The sequence below is a fragment of the Hymenobacter telluris genome, from assembly GCF_017313265.1.
Lineage (GTDB): Bacteria > Bacteroidota > Bacteroidia > Cytophagales > Hymenobacteraceae > Hymenobacter > Hymenobacter telluris.
In genome coordinates, this window is sequence record NZ_JAFLQZ010000010.1 from 66,224 (window position 1) to 83,937 (window position 17,714).

Here is a 17,714-nt window from a genome sequence, read left to right on the forward strand (position 1 = left end):
GTAAGCGAGGCCTGGCAGCGTGAGGCGGCCTAGAAGACAAATAAAGGTAAATAGCCAAGCCGTATTGATGCCAGCTATTAAAGATCAACCAGACAAGTAGGGTGGAATGTTCAATTACAGGCAGTATGTGCTGTATTTCTCGATTAAAAGCAACTTAACAGGCGGCCGTCATTCCGAGCTTGCCGAGGAATCTCGCGTGCTGATGTTAGGGTTACTACAACATCAGCACGCGAGATTCCTCGGCAAGCTCGGAATGACGTTCTTATTGGTTTGTTGTAAGCAGTTCACCCTCCAAAGAACCTACCGGAACAAGTTGGTTTTGGCCATGTCTACCAGCTCGCCGCCGCGGCCACTCATCAGGGCTTTGAGAGCGTAAATGCTGAAGCCTTTCACCTGACTGGCATCGATGGTGGGCGGCATGGAAAGCTCAGTGCGCTTCACCACGGCATCAAGCAACACGGGGCCGGGGTGAGCCAGCATTTCGGCTACGGCGGCGGGCATTTCGGCGGGGTCGGTTACGCGGATGCCGTGCAAGCCGGCGGCTTCGGCCAGCGCCGCGAAATTCGGGTTATCGAGGGCCGTACCGTACTCCAGAATGCCGTTGGCCTTCATTTCCAGCTCCACGAAACCCAGGCTGGCGTTGTTGTAGACCACAATCTTAACGGGCAATTTAAGCTGGCGGATGGTCAGTAGCTCACCTAATAGCATGGCCAAGCCCCCGTCGCCGGCCATAGCAATTACCTGGCGGCCGGGGTGCGTGAGCTGGGCACCAATGGCCTGCGGCATAGCATTGGCCATACTGCCGTGGTTGAAGGAGCCAATCAGCCGCCGCTGCCCATTGAAACGCACGTAGCGGGCGGCCCAGATGGTAGGCGTACCCACGTCGCAGGTAAAAATAGCGTCTTCGGCAGCTTGCTCATTCAGCAGGCGGGTCACGTACTGCGGATGCATGCTGGTGTCGCCGGGCTCCCCGATGGCCAGCTCGTCCAGGTCTTTGCGCGCTTCCTGGTAGTTGTCGAGGGCTTTCTCAAGGTGGGTACGGTCCTGCTTGTGGTTGAGCAACGGCAACAGCGCCCGAATGGTAGCCGCTACGTCGCCAACCAGCCCTACTTCCACCCGCACGCGGCGGCCGATATGCTCCCCGCGCACATCCACCTGCACGTTGCGGGCCTCCTGGGGCAGGAACTGGGTATAGGGGAAATCGGTACCCAACAGCAGCACAGAGTCAGCATCCATGAGGGCGTGGTAGCCAGAGGTGAACCCCAGCAAGCCACTCATGCCCACGTCGTAGGGGTTGTTGGGTTCCACGTATTCTTTGCCGCGCAAGGCGTGCACGATGGGGGCACCCAAGGCTTCGGCTACTTGCAGCAGCTCGGCATGCGCTTCGGCGCAGCCTGCCCCGGCCATGATGGTTATTTTCTCGCAAGTGTTAAGCAGGTCGGCAGCGGCGCGTAGGTCTTCCGTAGCGGGTACCAGGGTGGCTTTGTTGCGCAGGATGGGCAGGCGAGGCGCCGGTACATCGGGCACGTCGAGGTGGGTTACGTCGCCGGGCACCACCAGCACCGCCACGCCGCGCTGGCTGAGGGCCGTTTGAATGGCGGCTTCGGTCATGCGCACCGCCTGGCTGGGCTGCGAGAGTAATTCGCAGTAGGCGCTGCACTCCTTGAACGTGGTTTCGGGGTGAGTTTCCTGGAAGTAGCCCGTCCCGATTTCGATGCTGGGAATTTGAGCGGCCAGGGCCAGCACTGGCACGCGGCTGCGGTGGCAGTCGTAGAGGCCGTTGAAGAGGTGGGTGTTGCCGGGGCCGCACGAACCCGCACACACCGCCAGGGAATTGGTGAGGTGCGCTTCGGCGCCGGCGGCAAACGCGCCGGCCTCCTCGTTGCGCACATGAATCCATTCAATGCCTTCCCGCGCCCGAATTACGTCGGTGATGCCGTTGAGCGAGTCGCCGACCACGCCGTACACGCGCGTCACGCCGGCCGCCATGATGGTATCCACTATAATTTCCGCTACCGTTTTCGTCATGTCCCTTGGGTTTTAATTCCGAAGGCTATACGAGGGTTGAGGCGTTGGGGGCGAGGTATTACCGGCTTGGTTCAGCGACTTTCCCGCAGATGACGCAGCAGTTTTCGCAGAAGACGCAGACTGTTCTGATAGGTTTCGAGCGGCAGCTCAACTGACGCTTTTCCGCATGCACACGCTGTTGTCGATACCTACGTACTGCCCGTAGTTGGGCGTAAGCTTGTAGCCGCTTTTCTCGTAGAGCCTGATTGCTTCGGGTTGCTTTTTGCCGGTTTCCAGCACGCAGGCAGCATATTCCAGCTCCTGCGCCCACCGTTCCAGCTCGGCCAGTACCGCGCCCGCCACGCCCTGCCCCCGGTGCGCAGGCAGCACGTACATCCGCTTGATTTCCACGGCGTCGGGGGCAAATTCCTTGAACGCCCCGCAGCCTATAGGCTCTTCATCCTGGTAGGCTACCACCACGTGGTTGATTTTATCAATCTTATTGAACTGAGCGTAGAAGCCGTGGTCGGCTCCGTCACGGATGGCCAGGTCCTGGTCGAGCAGGGCTACCAGGGTACGGAAATCGGGATTCTCGGAAGTGGAGCGGACGAGCCGGAGCATAAATAGCTAGGATAAAGCTGCTGATAGCCGAAGAAAGCTACTTAGCGCGAAATAAGCACACCACCACTACACTAACCCAACAGCCCAGCTACGCCTTTCACGTTCAGCCGGGCAAATTTCTTGACCCGCTCAAATTTCGCGGTGGTTTCTGTCAATACTTCGTCTTCGGGTTGTTTGGCAGGAACATGGGTATGTAGTAGTTCGAATACTGACCCGGCAATATCTATGTAGCCCAGAATGAGCAGGTAGAGTTGTTTCTTCTGGTCTTCGGAGTAGCCTTTGGTCCGGATGGCTTTTACCAGCGTATCCAATTGCGCGGTTTCGTCGGTGTACAGGTCGCGCAGGGCATTGCGGGAAGCGTGGTAGGTGGCTAGTTGTTCCTCCGTGGCGGTGTGGCTGGCGAAAGGAAACGCCTCTACAAAAGCAGTGGCCGCCAGAAAGCTTTTTTCGGCAGCATATACGGTCAGCAAATGCTTCTGCAAGCTGGTCCACAAGCCAGTTCGGGCCTTTTCGAAGGCGGCAGTATTCGGTTCGTTCACGGTTGGCACCCTACAAGTTGAGCGGCAAAGGTAAGCGGCCGGGTTGTGTCGTGCGTTGCCTACTTACCCCTTACCAGCTTACTTGGAATTGCGGCCCAGATATTCGTCGGTGAAATGCGCCCGGTGCGGCTCCTGCGCAAACTTCCCGGCGTTGTACCCGGCCGACGTACCACGCGGAATCGACAACGACTGCCACTGCCCCGCTCGCACCAGCTTCCCGATGAATACAATTTGCCCAACGTGGTACGGGTAGTGCGCCAGCTGCCGGTTGATGGCCTCCGTGATGGTGTGCCCCTGGTTTCGGATATATACCAGCTGCTGCCAGTTGGCGGGCGTAAGTGAATCGAGGGCCGCCAGCAGGCAGCTCCAGCCCGCTTCCCAGCACGCCAGCACCTCAGCCCGCGTGTTCAGGTCGTTATCAAACTCGGCTTCGCGCTGCCGCCAAGGCTTCTCACCGTCGGTGGTCAGGAAATCGGTCCAGCGGGACAACATATTGCCCCACAAATGCTTCACGATAATGGCTACGCTATTGCATTCGGGGTTGGGCTGCCAGAACAGCGCCTCGTCAGGCAACTGGGCAAACGTCTGGTCGCCGAGCAGCTTGTAGTATTCGAACTGCTTGCGGGCACTGAGGAGGTAGTCGGTATCCATGAAGAAAGAAGATAGGCGCTGCGTTTCCCGGCCGGAAGTGCTTGAAAATAAATACATCCGGCCACTTCCACTGGGGAAGTGCTCCAAAACAGTTGTATCCGAGCACTTTCGCAATGGAAATACTCGGATACGATTACATCCGGCCTCTTCCATTGTGAAAGTGCTTGGATGTAATCGTATCCGGCCTCTTTCCCACCGGAAGCAGCTTCCCCGCAAACGCAACGGCCCGCCGTACCAAGAGGTTGCGGCGGGCCGGGTGTGTCAACTATCATTTTCGCATGTTTCGGGCAGTAGCAGAGAGCTGATACATTTTACCGTCTTTGCTGAATGCCCAGATGTTACTAACTTCTCGCAAGGTCAAGTACACCTTTCCTTGTCTCACTTTGCGGCGCAACAGCCTATTCGCTTGCCGCTTGTCCTGCTTTTCTGATGCAGCGTTTGTTACGGCCATAATCGGGGTGTATCGGTAAGAGCGTGCCATAACGCGTTACTGTTTCAGGTTGTCAAAACGGCGAGAGGCCCACGTAATTTGATGTTCACGAACTCCCGGCAGCCCCGGTAGCAGTACATAGGCGGCCGTAGTTTTGCTCGTACCGTTGCGGCCGGCTAGGAGGTAAAGGTGCGCGTAGCATGAGAGCTAGGTGGTAGTCACGTCCTCTTCTATTTTGACAGTATTTCGGACCCAATTAAGGACTATCAGCCCCACCAATACTGAGACTATGCGATACAAGTAGAACTCAACCTGTGCCAGAGTAAAGCCATCAATCATTTCGTTTAAAAACCGTCCTGTTATCCGTAGCAGTGGGCTAACAATGAATGCCACTATTAGCCAAAGTTTGATATTAAGCAACGCATTTTTATGCTTCCTCAATACCAGAAATAAGATTGCGCTTATCCACATTATATGTAGAAGCGTCAACAGCTCAAACTTTCTATTTAAAAGTAGTAGGTGTGCCAGCCCAGTGCACGCAAGAAGGATAACCAATATCCAATACACTCGCTTATCCAAAAATACCAGCTTGTGTGCCATCATTCAATACTTATTTGATTCCTCCTCACACCTGAATCACGCCCACGTTGTACGCCTTTTCAATCGGTGCGTGGTTGGCCATGCTGATGCCCTGGGAAATGATTTTGCGGGTTTCCAGCGGGTCGATGATGGCATCTACCCAGAGGCGGGCCGCGGCGTAGTAGGGCGAGAGTTGCTCGTCGTAGCGGGCTTTGATGCGGTCCAGCAGTTCCTTCTCGGCTTCGGGCGTGATGACTTCGCCTTTAGCTTTTAGTGAGGCTACCTGAATCTGGAGGAGCGTGTTGGCGGCGGCGGCTCCGCTCATTACAGCTAGCTGGGCAGTAGGCCAGGCTACTATCAGGCGCGGGTCGTAGGCTTTGCCGCACATGGCGTAGTTGCCGGCCCCGTAGCTGTTCCCGATTATTACCGAGAACTTGGGTACCACCGAGTTGCTCATGGCATTCACCATCTTGGCGCCGTCCTTGATGATGCCGCCGTGCTCACTCTGCGAACCGACCATGAAGCCCGACACGTCGTGCAGGAACACCAGCGGGATGCGCTTCTGGTTGCAGTTCATGATGAAGCGCGCCGCCTTGTCGGCCGAGTCGCTATAAATAACGCCGCCCATCTGCATGGCGCCCTTTTTGGTCTTCACGATTTTGCGCTGGTTGGCCACAATGCCCACGGCCCAGCCATCAATGCGCGCCAGCCCGCAAATCAGCGTCTGGCCGTATAGGTCCTTATAAGGTTCGAACTCGGAATCATCCACCAGCCGGTTGATAATGTCCATCATGTCGTAGGGCTTGGCGCGGTCGGCGGGCAGCAGGCCGTAAATTTCCTGCGGATTCTGCTTGGGCGCGGCGGGCACTTTGCGCGAGAAGCCAGCCGTAGCGTGGCCACCCAGCTTGTCGAAGATGTTGCGGATATGGTCCAGGCATTCCTCGTCGTTGGCAAACTTGTAGTCGGTCACGCCCGAAATTTCCGAGTGGGTGGTAGCCCCGCCCAGCGTCTCATTGTCGATACTCTCACCAATGGCCGACTTCACCAGGTAGGAGCCCGCCAGGAACACCGAGCCGGTACCGTCCACAATCATGGCCTCGTCGCTCATAATGGGCAGGTAGGCCCCGCCGGCCACGCACGGCCCCATAATGGCGGCCAGTTGCACGATGCCCATGCTGCTCATCACGGCGTTGTTGCGGAAGATGCGGCCAAAGTGCTCCTTATCCGGGAAGATTTCATCCTGCATGGGCAGGTACACCCCCGCCGAATCCACCAGATAAATAATGGGCAGCTTGTTTTCAATGCTGATTTCCTGGGCCCGTAGGTTCTTCTTGGCCGTAATCGGGAACCAGGCGCCGGCCTTCACCGTGGCGTCGTTGGCTACCACCACGCACTGCCGGCCTTGTACCCAGCCAATTACCACCACCACGCCGCCGCTCGGGCAGCCACCTTCCTCCTGGTACATCCCCTCCCCCGCAAACGCCCCAATTTCCACCGTTTCGGCGCCTTTATCCAGCAGGTACTCTATCCGCTCCCGCGCCGTGAGCTTGCCTTTCGCTTTATGGGCTGCAATGCGCTTCTCGCCGCCCCCGAGGGCCACTTTTTTCAGGCGCTGGGAAAGCTGGAAATTCAGTTGCTTGACGCTGTCTTCGTTTTTATTGAATTCGAGGTTCATGGGGGTGGGAATGGGGAGGAGGTGAAGTGGTGAAATGGTGAAGTGGTGAGTTTGATGTTCTGTTTGCGCCACATGGGCCATTAGAACGTTAGACTCATCACTTCACCATTTCACCACTTCACCATTGGGTAGAGAACAAAAAAATCCGCCCCTCACGGGGCGGATTCAAAGGTAAGATGATTGTCGATTTACCGGCGCGGCTACTTGAGCGTGGTCTTGGTTTCAGTTTCCGTTACGGTACCGTTGGGCTTGGTAGTGGTAGTTTCCACTTCCTTCTTGGCCTTGTCTTTGCCGCCGCCAAATACCGAGAAATGCACATAGCGTTTCGGGTTGGCCTGGAAGTCGGTGAGCAGGGAGTTGGTGCTGGCGGCCGTGGCGTTGAGGTTGTTGTAGAGCAGCGTGTCGTTGATGAGCTTGCCCAACGAGCCATTCTGGTCGGAAAGGGAGCGGTTCAGCGCCGTCATGGTGCCTTGGGCTTCGGTCATGGTGGCGTTGAGCTTGCGCATGGCCGGACCTACTGGCGCGTTTTTCAGCGAGTCGCTGAGTTGGCTGAAGTTGCTGGCAATCTGGTCGAACTTAGCGCTGGTTCTGTTCAGATCGGCCGTGAGGCGGGCCATGTTGGTGGTAATCTGGTTGATGTTGCGCTGGTTGGCTACCAGCAGGTTGCGCAGGGCCTCGGTACTACCCTGTGCGTTGAGCAGCGTGGCCTGCAAGCTGATGCGGGCATCTTTGTTGAGGAAGCTGTTCACTTTGGTCAGCGTGGAATCAACGGTACCGAGTACGGGCAGTGCCTTGGCCTGAAACGCATCGGTGATACTGGCTACGGTGTACGACTTCAACTCCTCACCCCCGTCGTATACTTTCGAGTTTTTACCCAGAAACAGCGTAATGGTTTTTGAGCCCAGCAGCGACCCGCTCAAACTGGCCACCGTTGAGTCGCCGACCGTGACGCCCTTTTGCAGTTCCACTGCCACCCGAATGCGGTTGGCTTGTTCGGGCAGCAGCTTCATTTCTTTCACCTGCCCTACTTTAATACCGTTCAGGATAACAGGGTTGCCCACGGCCAGTCCATCCACGTTGTCATAGACAGTATAGTAAGTGCGATCAGACGAAAGCAGATTGCTGCCTTTCAAAAAATTGAATCCTAAAAACAAGGCTGCTATGGCTACAATGCCAAGCAAAGCCACTTTAATTTCTTTCGCCACTGTGGTCTGTAGTTAGTGAGATGGGAGGAGAGAGCTGGCCACGAAAAGCGTACAACAGGATTATTCCCCGTTCATACCCTCCAGTTCATTCTTATAGTCGCGGAAGGCCCGGTAAATACCCGAAGCCATATACGATTGCCCGGCTTTATCGTTCAGATACTTCTCCTCGGTGCGGTTGGTGAGGAAGCCTGCTTCAATAAGCACCGACGGCATTGTGGACTTCCAGAGCACCAAAAAACCCGCCTGTTTTACCCCGCGCGACGGACGCTTAACGGTGGTGCGGAACTGCCGATCCACCTTCTGCGCAAACCGGATGCTGTTTACAATGTGCGCGCTCTGGTAGAGCGAGAACAGGATATGGCTTTGCGGCGAAGTCGGGTCGAAGCCGTTGTAACGCTCCTGGTAGTTGTCTTCTTGCAGAATAACGGCGTTTTCGCGCTTCGCCACCGATAAGTTGGCGTCGGTCTTGTGCGGCCCCATCGTCCAAACCTCAGTGCCGTAGGCGTTGGGCGCGGCGGCGTTGCAGTGCACCGAAATAAAGAGGTCAGCATTGTTTTTGTTGGCAATGCCCGCCCGGTCGGCCAGCTCCACAAACACGTTGGTTTTGCGGGTATACACCACCTTCACCCCGGGCATGCTGTCCTGAATCAGACGACCCAATTCCAGCACTATTTTCAGGGCCACATCAGCCTCCCGGGCCGATACGCCCGCGCAGCCCCGGTCTTTGCCCCCGTGGCCAGCATCAAGCACTACCGTCCGCAGCCGGTAGCCCGCTGGTGCTGCGCGCAGCACTGGCTGGGGGCGCACTGAGGCTTCCGGCGTAATGGCCGCCGGAGAGCCGGAAAAACACAACATGCCTATAAGGCACAAGCCGACAATATTCCGCACAGATTTCGTTAGTGAAGGGCAGCGACCCGCTACCTTTGCAAACCGCCACAAAATAAACGAATAAAACCACGTGGCCCTACCCGTGCCTTTGTCCGACATTAGTATTATTTTCTTTATCAAAGCACTACGCCGGACTATCCGGGGAGTTGCTCCCGTGTTGCTACTTGGAATCCTGCTGTGCTGCTTGGCAACGGAAGCGCAGGCGCAGGTGCCTACGCCCGTGCGGCGCCCCGGCACTGGGGTTCGTTCCGATGTGCGCACGCCGCCGCCCATCTTGCGGACCGATACTATTCAGACAACGCGCACTCGCCGGGCAGGCGCTGCCCCCGACACTACAGGCCTAGTACGGCAAACCGGTACCGATTCGTTGCAACTAGCGGCGGGCAACAAGCGCAAAGGCAGCGTGGAAACCACCGTGAAGTATGCCGCCAAAGATTCTATCCGCTTCAATGTGCAGGAAAAGCGGGCCGTGCTCTATGACAAAGCCAACGTAGATTACGGCGAAATATCCTTGAAAGCCGCGGTAATTACCGTGGATTACAGCAAGAACCTACTCACGGCCGAAGGTGCCCCCGACTCGTTGGGTAAGGTCCAGGACAAGCCAATTTTCAAGAACGGCGCCGAGAATTACCAGGCCGGGCGCATCAATTACAACTTCAAAACCAAGAAGGGCAAGATTGCCGAAGCCGTAACCCAGCAGGGCGAAGGCTACGTGCACGCCGAGGTTATCAAGAAAAACCAGTTCAACGAAATCTACGGGCGCAACGGGCGCTACACCACCTGTAACCTGGAGAACCCGCACTTCTTCATCAATGCCACCAAGATGAAGATGATTCCGGGCCAGAAGGTAATAACCGGCCCGTTCAACTTGGTTATCGGCGACATTCCGACGCCGCTGGGGTTGCCGTTCGGCTATTTCCCATCACCCAGCAAAAAACGTGCTTCGGGCTTGATTATTCCCACCTTTGGCACGTCCACCGACCGGGGTTTCTTCCTGCGCAACGGCGGCTACTATTGGGCCGCCAGCGACAATATCGGCCTGCGTCTTACCGGCGACATTTACTCCGGAGCGAATCAGGATTTTGGGGGCTGGCGTGGCACCGCCGAAATGCAGTACATCAAGCGTTACCGCTACAACGGCCTGCTCAGCTTCGAATATTCGTCGCGGCCTCCTACGCTGCTTCAAACACCTGACGGAACCACCACCAGCCCGATTACCCAGCAGCAGTTCGCCCCCAAAACCTTCTGGCTGAACTGGACCCACTCGCCTACCCCCCGGCCTGGTGGCGGCCGGTTCTCGGCCAGCGTACGGGCAGGTAGCTCGGCCTACAACCAGCAAAACACCTTTGACGCTGCTCGTTATCTAACGCCGGCTTTCAACTCCACCATCAGCTACAGCAAGCAGTTGCGCAACGCGCCCATCAACTACTCGCTGAACCTAAGCCAAAGCCAGAACACCCAAACCGGCACCATGGATTTCACCCTGCCCGATATTACGGTGGGTGTGGCCCGGCAGTACCCCTACCAATGGCTGGGCCTGGCCCCCACCGGCAAGTTCTACGAGCAGTTTGCCTTCTCCTACACCCTCACCTCCCAGAATCGCCTCACCAACACCCAGCCGGCCCGTACGCTCACCGACGGATTGCCATTGCTAGGCGGCACCACTACCAGCAGCATTATTCCTATCAAACTATCCAACATCGACCAGTTGCTGCGTAACTCCCAAACCAGCATCCTACACGATTTCAACATTTCCTTAGGCAGCTACAACTTCTTCAAAGTCATTAACCTTGCTCCTGCTTTCACTTACAAGGAAGCCTGGTATCTAAAGAAACTAAACTATAGCTACGATAATGTGGCTCAAGCGGTACGGATTGATACATTGCGTGACTTCAACCGCATCAGCGACTATTCAAGTGGGTTCAATGTGAATCTCGGCACCAACGTGTATGGCCTCTATCAGATAAACAGCAAAAAAATCCAGGCAATTCGGCATAAAGTCACTCCAAACATCAGTTTGAACTACGTACCTGGCAGAAGTGCTAGAAGCCTGGATAGAATCAACCAGACTATAGACTTACCGCTTGGAATAGTACGGGATGCACGTGGCAACTACGTTGACAGTCGTACTTATTCCCGATATCAGGGTTTCACAGGGGCACCTTCCACTACTACTAGCTTCTCCACTAGAAGCATCGGTTTCTCGCTCCAAAATGCAGTGGAAGCTAAAGTGCGAGACAAAAACGACACCACCGGCACCACCCCATTCAAGAAGGTCAGTTTGATTGATGGACTGGATTTGAACTTTAGTTACGACTTATCAGAGCGAGATAGTCTGGCCAAGCTTACTCCTCGGCTGTCGGTTATTACCACTTCATTTCGTACGCAAGTGGCTCGTAAGCTCAACATCTTATTGAGCGCGAACTTCGATGCTTACCAGCGCGATACGGCAGGCCGAGCTATAAATAAATTTCTTTTCGACCAGCCTGGTGGCCGCCGTTTAGTGCGCCTCACTAATGCGGCGTTGCAGATGAACTACCAGTTCAATCCCACGCAAAAGCCGGGTCGCAAGTCCAATATCAACCGTGACGTGGCGCCGGCCAACGACCCCGCTCTGGGTGGCCCCATTCCCATTAACCCGTACGAAGACTACGTGGATTTCGAGTTACCTTGGGAATTGAGCACGGGCTTTACAGCCCAGTACACCGACCCCGGCCCCCGACCTACTCGCGGCACCTACGTGCGGCCCCGTTCCCTCACGGCGGCTTCCCTGAACATGAGCGGCTCGGTGAAGCTAACCAGCAATACCAGGGTGGGCTACACCACCAACTACGACTTCATCAACGGCACCTCGGCTTTCACGTCGCTGGATATTTTCCGTGACTTGCATTGCTGGCAGATTACGGGTACTTGGCGGCCATTTAAAGGGTATGCGCAAGGCTATTTCGTGACTATTGCCGCGAAGTCGTCGTTGCTGCAGGATTTGAAGTTGAACCGCAACCGGACCTTCCTCAACCGCTAAATCGTAACCCGAGTCACACAGGTTATTCGGTAGTCGAGCCGGGTGTTTGCTGGATTTTCAACACTTTTGGCCCTTCATACCAACTCAGACCTGTCACTTACCCCCTTGCCCCTATGTCGCAGCATAAAGAAGTCAAACTCGTGACCACGCACCAGTTGCTGGCAATGAAACAACGTGGCGAGAAGATTTCCATGCTCACTGCCTACGATTTTTCGATGGCAGCCATCCTCGACGGTGCGGGCATCGACGTGCTGCTGGTCGGCGACTCGGCCTCCAACGTCATGGCCGGCCACGAAACCACCCTGCCCATCACCCTCGACCAAATGATTTATCACGCTCAGAGCGTGGTACGAGCTGTGAAACGGGCTTTTGTGGTAGTGGATATGCCGTTTGGCTCGTATCAGGGCAATTCGTCGGAAGCGTTGCGTTCAGCCATCCGTATTATGAAAGAATCGGGTGGGCACGGTATCAAAGTGGAAGGCGGCGCTGAAATCAAAGACTCCATTACCCGCATCCTGACGGCGGGCATCCCCGTAATGGGCCACCTTGGCCTCACGCCCCAGAGTATCTACAAGTTTGGTACGTACACGGTACGCGCCAAAGAAGAAGCGGAAGCCCAAAAGCTCATCGACGACGCAGTTCTGCTGGAAGAGCTAGGTTGTTTTGCGGTGGTGCTGGAAAAAATTCCGTCGGCGCTAGCCAAGCGAGTAGCCGAAAAACTGACCATTCCCGTTATTGGTATCGGAGCTGGCCCTGAGGTAGACGGCCAGGTGTTGGTTGTGCACGACATGCTTGGCATTACTAAAGAATTCAAGCCGCGCTTCCTACGCCGCTACGCCGACCTCGGCGACGTTATGCACAATGCGGTGGAACGGTACATACAGGATGTGAAAAGCCGGGACTTCCCAAGTACAGAGGAAGCGTATTAAATCAATTAAAAATGAAGAATTAAAAGTTAAAAGTTATTCTGGTTTGTGCCCTCTCATTAAAGCTGATAAGCGTACAGCCCAATTCATAATTTTTAATTTTTATTTTTTAATTCCTTTAGAGTGAATCGTCCTAACCTGTGGTCGGAACGGAAAGAAATTCTGTTCGAAGACAATCACCTACTCGTCATCAATAAGCCCGCCGGCCTGCTTGTGCAGGGCGATGCTACCGGCGACGAACCACTTTCTGCCAAAGCCGAAGAGTACCTCCGCTTCAAGTACAAGAAGCCCGGCGCAGCCTTTATTGGGGTGGCTCACCGCATTGATAGGCCCGTGAGTGGCATCGTGATACTGGCCAAAACCAGCAAAGCCCTGAGCCGGCTCAACGAAATGTTTCGGGACAACAAAATCACGAAAACCTACTGGGCCTTAACCGGCAAATGCCCCGAGCCAACCAGCGGCCACCTAACGCACTGGCTGGTGAAAGACCCAATCCGCAACACCACCAAAGCCTACACCGAGCGCCACGGCCAAGGCCTCAAATCCGACCTTGATTATACCGTGCTGGGGCAAGCCGGCAACCGTTACTTAGTGCAAGTAAACCCGATTACGGGCCGGCCACATCAGATTCGGGTGCAGCTGGCAACCGGGCTGGGCACTCCTATCGTCGGCGACGTAAAGTACGGCTTTCTGGCCCCCCTTCCCGATGTGAGCATTGCCCTGCATGCCCGGCAGCTGGAGCTACAGCACCCGGTTACCCGGGAGAATATGACTTTCGTGGCCCCCTTGCCGGAAATGGCGCATTGGGAAGCGGCAGAGGCTTATTATTAAGCAGGAAGTTGCAGATTGTGGATAATCGTTGAATTCCTATGTCTGTGGTGTGAACCGATGCTTTTGGTAGGTTAAGAGAGTGTGAACAATATTTTGGCCTTTCGGCACCGATAATTGGACTCTGGCAGAGGGCGGCTGTATTTTTGTAAACCAGCTTCTGAACTAAAGCCTGCACTTTAGGCTTTGCCCCCTGAAGCGCTTACTCCCGACTTCGACTTCTCATCTTTCTGCCATGGCAATTCTTGTTTTTTTTGTTGCCCATTACTATTTGTCGCTGTTCACGCAGACATTCTATCTGCACCGCTACGCAGCGCACAAGATGTTCACGATGAACAAGTTTTGGGAGCGGTTCTTCTTCCTGTTCACCTACATCTGTCAAGGGTCGTCGTTCCTCTCGCCGCGGGCTTATGCGCTGTTGCACCGTATGCACCACGCTTACTCCGATACCGAGTTGGACCCCCACTCGCCGTTATTTTCGTCGAATGCCTTTTCGATGATGTGGAAGACCAAGAACATCTACAACGACGTTTTGAACCGTAATTACGCGGCGGCAGAGCGTTTCGAAGGCAATTACCCGGAGTGGAGCCTCATCGAGAACCTCGGCGACAAATGGTATTCGCGCTTGGGTTGGGGCACGGCCTATGTGCTGTTCTACATCAACTTCGCTACGGCGTGGTGGCAGTACCTGCTCCTTCCGATTCACTTCCTCATGGGCCCGATTCACGGCGCTATCGTGAACTGGGGCGGCCATAAGTACGGCTACCAGAACTTCGACAACCACGACCACTCTAAGAATACGCTGGCCTTGGATTTCCTGGCTTTCGGTGAGCTATTTCAGAACAACCACCACAAGCTGCCAATGCGCGTGAACTTCGGCGTGAAATGGTGGGAGTTTGACCCAACCTACATGTTCATCTGGACAATGGACAAAGCGGGCATCATCAAAATCAAGCGCAAGCAGAAAGCACAGAAAATGCGCGTTGCCGCGTAGCAACTTTTAGCTGCTAGAAATACTGAAAGGGCTGTTCTTATCCATAACAGCCCTTTTTTGCTAAAGTAAATACGTAGGCTGCTTTACTTCGATAAGCCTACTCCAAACCTTACTTCCGGATAAATAAGGAAGGGGGCTACTCCACTTCAGGAAATCTCTGCGTGCAATGCAACCATCTGACAGTTTTTGTCTTACCTTTGCACCTCATTTTTCAATCAGACGCACGAGTTGCGTCGCTTCAACCAACCTGGTTTATGGCAGTTAAAATCCGCCTCGCCCGCCGTGGCCGCAAAAAGGCCGCTCAATTCGACATCGTTGTTGCTGACTCCCGCGCTCCGCGTGACGGCCGCTTCATCGAAAAACTCGGTACCTACGACCCCAACACCAACCCTGCTTCCATCAACTTCGATGGCGACAAGGCGTTTGATTGGATCATGAAAGGTGCCCAGCCTACCGATACCGTTCGCGCTATGCTTTCGTACCGGGGGGTGCTCTACCGCAAGCACTTGCAGTTGGGTGTTATCAAAGGTGCTATTTCGCAGGAAACTGCCGACCAGCGCTACACGGCCTGGAAAGAGCAGAAAGACGCTAAAATCGAAGGCAAGCGCACTTCGCTTGGCACTGCCAAAGACGACGCTCGTATCGCTCGTCTGGCTGCTGAAACCAAAGTAAAAGAAGCTCGTGCTGAAGCGCTGCGTAAGAAAAATACGCCTGCTCCCGTAGAAGCTCCTGCTGCTGAAGGCGAAACCACTGACGCTGAAGCTTCGGCCGAAACTACGGAAGAAGCCGGCGCTTAATTTCCCTGCTGGTAATTGAGGGAGAGGTGATTAGGACTTGAGTGATTGGAAAGCGCCGGCTTCTGATTACTCACTCCTGGTCACCTTTCCCCGTTTACTAAACCACCTATTTCATGACGCTCGACGACTGTTACCTGCTCGGCTCTATTGGCAAGCCACACGGCCTGAAAGGGTTTGTAATAGCCTTTTTGGACGTAGACGACCTCGACGCTTATCGCAAGGTAAAATCGGTGCTGTTGGAAATGCCCACTACGCCTGGTAAGCTGATTACCTACGACGTGGAAAAGCTTCAGCCGCAGGCCGAAAATCGGGTGATGCTCAAGCTCAAGGGTATCAACCGGATTGAGGAGGCTGAACCACTACGCAACGCCAAGCTCTACCGCCCTTTGGCCGAACTGCCCAAGCTAGCTGAGGATCAGTTTTACTTCCACGATGTTATTGGCTACACGGTTGTTGACAGCGAATTGGGAGAGTTAGGCGAAGTCGAGACGTTTTATGAGCTACCGCAGCAAGACGTGCTGGCCATGCGCTATAAAGGGCAGGAAGTGCTGATTCCGGTGGTAGACGAGCTGATTTTGCGGGCCGACCAGGAAGCTAAAAAGCTGCACGTGACGCTGCCCGAAGGATTGCTCGACGTGTATCTCACGCCCGCCTCGCGGGAGCGAGACGAGCCCGACGAGTTCGAGGAAGCCTAGTTCATTCCCTTCGCCATGCGCATTGATATTGTAACGTGCCAGCCTGATTTGTTGGGTAGTCCTTTCGCGCATTCCATTGTAAAACGTGCGCAGGATAAAGGCCTAGCCGAAATTTATCTGCACGATTTACGCCGCTACGCCATCAACAAACACGGGCAGATTGACGACTACGTGTTTGGTGGCGGGGCTGGTATGGTACTCCGCGTAGAGCCTATAGCGGCTTGTTTCGACGAGTTGCTGGCCCAACACACCTACGATGCCGTTATTTACATGACTCCCGATGGCGAAACGATGCGCCAGCCATTGGTGAACCGCTTATCATTAGCTGGAAACCTGCTGATTTTATGCGGCCACTACAAAGGCGTAGACGAGCGGATTCGGCAGGCGTACATCACGCATGAAATCAGCGTGGGTGACTACGTATTGAGTGGTGGCGAATTAGGGGCAGCTATTCTGGTTGATGCGGTGGTTCGGTTGCTGCCAGGTGTGCTGGGCAACGAAGAATCAGCACTAAGCGACTCATTTCAAGACAACCTGCTGGCCCCACCGGTGTATACCCGGCCGGCCGAGTGGCGAGGCCAGGAAGTACCGGAAATACTACTTTCTGGCAACACACCCAAGATTGACGTTTGGCGGCATGAGCAGGCCCTCGAACGTACCCGGCAGCGCCGCCCCGATCTGCTAGCGGAATAGCTTATCGGGTTAACAACGCTGCATTTTCAGCTGTGTGCTTGCAGCCATATCAGCTTCTAGGCATACAGCTGCTCAGTTACTTGCAACGGAAGTTGCATTCCTCAAACCATAGCGCTATATTTGCGCCTCTTTAACAGAAACCATAGACGGCGCGGCCGTCCTTTCACAGTTTTTCAGCCATGAGCGTACTACTCGATTTTATTCAGCAGGAATCCCAGGAGCGCCGCGCCAGCTTCCCTAAGTTTGCTGCCGGCGACACCATCAATGTTCACGTGAAAATCCGTGAGGGCAACAAAGAGCGTGTGCAGCAGTTCCAGGGTGTTGTAATCCAGCGCAAAAACCCAAACTCTAACGGCGAAACTTTCACCGTTCGTAAGATTTCCAACCAGATTGGTACCGAGCGTATCTTCCCCCTCCTGTCGCCTAACATCGACAAAATTGAAGTAATCCGTCGTGGTAAAGTGCGTCGGGCTCGTTTGTTCTATCTGCGTGGTCTGTCGGGCAAAGCTGCTCGTATCAAAGAGCGTCGTTTGAACGTTGTTGAGAAAGTAACTGCTTAAGTTTCTTCAGCATTCTATAAAAAAGCCGGCCCCCTCTGTGTAGAGGGGGCCGGCTTTTTTTATGAGCAATTTACTGCTAGGCTAGCTAGCGTCTTCCGTGGTTGAGTTCTGCGGGTTCTGCACCTGCTTGCCAGCTGCCGTTAGTGCCTCGCCTAGCTTGGTCACACGCTCCGCCGTGTTAGGATTGTCGGCGAAGATGGCTGCTTTCGTGGTGTTTTCGCCCAAGCGGCTCAACAACTGGCTCACTAGTTTGTGGTCGATGGAGCCGCCGCCGAAGTGCGCTTTCAACGCTTGCAGGTCCACTACAATCTGGTGTAGCTCAGGGTTATTAGCGTCTTTCACGTCTTCAATCCAACGCTGTAAAGCGTTGTCGAGGCCGGCGCGCTCGGCTTCATCCTGTAAGCTGCCACTCAGGATTTTGGTGGTACCGTCGAGGTGGTTCTGGTGTTGGGTGTCGTCTTTGGGCTGTTTGTGGAAGGACATGGGGCAAAGAGTTGGGCCGCCGGAGCGGCATGGAAAAGAACTGTTTGTGCAAACGACGCGCGCTTACCAAAGGTTGTAGCGCGGCAATACGCTTTAGACCGTTACTTTCGTTTCTGTATCG

General features: G+C 54.9%; 16 protein-coding genes. 8 read left to right on the forward strand and 8 right to left on the reverse strand.

Annotated features, from left to right (window positions below; translation table 11 throughout):
* Positions 1–300: 300 nt before the first annotated feature.
* From poxB to J0X19_RS15090, 7 genes are all read right to left on the reverse strand, one after another.
* Positions 301–2,028 carry a ubiquinone-dependent pyruvate dehydrogenase gene (poxB, locus tag J0X19_RS15060; protein WP_206985211.1) on the reverse strand — a complete coding sequence of 576 codons (1,728 nt, stop codon included), beginning with the start codon at positions 2,026–2,028 and terminating at the stop codon, positions 301–303.
* Positions 2,029–2,175: 147 nt separating this feature from the next.
* Entirely contained in the window at positions 2,176–2,628 is a 453-nt protein-coding gene (locus J0X19_RS15065; RefSeq protein ID WP_206985212.1) for a GNAT family N-acetyltransferase, read from the reverse strand.
* 71 nt (positions 2,629–2,699) lie between these two features.
* A complete protein-coding gene (locus J0X19_RS15070) occupies positions 2,700–3,167 on the reverse strand; it encodes a hypothetical protein (protein ID WP_206985213.1) in 468 nt (155 codons plus the stop codon).
* A gap of 78 nt (positions 3,168–3,245) precedes the next feature.
* A complete protein-coding gene (locus J0X19_RS15075; protein WP_206985214.1) occupies positions 3,246–3,818 on the reverse strand; it encodes a DUF1572 domain-containing protein in 573 nt (190 codons plus the stop codon).
* Positions 3,819–4,873: 1,055 nt separating this feature from the next.
* Entirely contained in the window at positions 4,874–6,502 is a 1,629-nt protein-coding gene (locus tag J0X19_RS15080; protein ID WP_206985215.1) for an acyl-CoA carboxylase subunit beta, read from the reverse strand.
* 200 nt (positions 6,503–6,702) lie between these two features.
* A complete protein-coding gene (locus J0X19_RS15085; RefSeq protein WP_206985216.1) occupies positions 6,703–7,707 on the reverse strand; it encodes an MlaD family protein in 1,005 nt (334 codons plus the stop codon).
* A gap of 60 nt (positions 7,708–7,767) precedes the next feature.
* Positions 7,768–8,562 (reverse strand): N-acetylmuramoyl-L-alanine amidase family protein, encoded by a 795-nt coding sequence (locus J0X19_RS15090; RefSeq protein ID WP_206985217.1) that lies wholly within the window; start codon positions 8,560–8,562, stop codon positions 7,768–7,770.
* A 121-nt stretch (positions 8,563–8,683) separates the two neighbouring features.
* Between J0X19_RS15090 and J0X19_RS15095 the strand changes: the two genes are divergently transcribed.
* The 8 genes from J0X19_RS15095 (at position 8,684) to rplS (ending at position 17,110) form a co-directional block, all read left to right on the forward strand.
* The gene (locus J0X19_RS15095) at positions 8,684–11,617 is read left to right on the forward strand and encodes a putative LPS assembly protein LptD (RefSeq protein ID WP_206985218.1); all 2,934 of its coding nucleotides are present in this window, start codon (positions 8,684–8,686) and stop codon (positions 11,615–11,617) included.
* A 113-nt stretch (positions 11,618–11,730) separates the two neighbouring features.
* Complete coding sequence (panB, locus tag J0X19_RS15100) at positions 11,731–12,546, forward strand: 3-methyl-2-oxobutanoate hydroxymethyltransferase (protein ID WP_206985219.1); 816 nt, start codon at positions 11,731–11,733, stop codon at positions 12,544–12,546.
* A 120-nt stretch (positions 12,547–12,666) separates the two neighbouring features.
* Positions 12,667–13,374 carry an RluA family pseudouridine synthase gene (locus J0X19_RS15105; RefSeq protein WP_206985220.1) on the forward strand — a complete coding sequence of 236 codons (708 nt, stop codon included), beginning with the start codon at positions 12,667–12,669 and terminating at the stop codon, positions 13,372–13,374.
* Between the two features lie 232 nt (positions 13,375–13,606).
* Positions 13,607–14,365, forward strand: a complete 759-nt coding sequence (locus J0X19_RS15110; RefSeq protein ID WP_206985221.1) for an acyl-CoA desaturase — start codon at positions 13,607–13,609, stop codon at positions 14,363–14,365.
* Between the two features lie 254 nt (positions 14,366–14,619).
* On the forward strand, positions 14,620–15,162 hold the full coding sequence (locus tag J0X19_RS15115) for a 30S ribosomal protein S16 (RefSeq protein ID WP_206985222.1): 543 nt from the start codon (positions 14,620–14,622) through the stop codon (positions 15,160–15,162).
* 113 nt (positions 15,163–15,275) lie between these two features.
* Positions 15,276–15,857, forward strand: a complete 582-nt coding sequence (gene rimM, locus J0X19_RS15120; protein WP_206985223.1) for a ribosome maturation factor RimM — start codon at positions 15,276–15,278, stop codon at positions 15,855–15,857.
* Positions 15,858–15,872: 15 nt separating this feature from the next.
* Positions 15,873–16,550: a tRNA (guanosine(37)-N1)-methyltransferase TrmD gene (gene trmD, locus J0X19_RS15125; RefSeq protein ID WP_206985224.1), complete on the forward strand. Its 678-nt coding sequence runs from the start codon at positions 15,873–15,875 to the stop codon at positions 16,548–16,550.
* Positions 16,551–16,729: 179 nt separating this feature from the next.
* Entirely contained in the window at positions 16,730–17,110 is a 381-nt protein-coding gene (rplS, locus tag J0X19_RS15130; protein ID WP_206985225.1) for a 50S ribosomal protein L19, read from the forward strand.
* 81 nt (positions 17,111–17,191) lie between these two features.
* Here the strand turns inward: rplS and J0X19_RS15135 are convergent, their stop codons facing one another.
* Positions 17,192–17,593: a hypothetical protein gene (locus J0X19_RS15135; RefSeq protein WP_206985226.1), complete on the reverse strand. Its 402-nt coding sequence runs from the start codon at positions 17,591–17,593 to the stop codon at positions 17,192–17,194.
* Positions 17,594–17,714 lie beyond the last annotated feature (121 nt).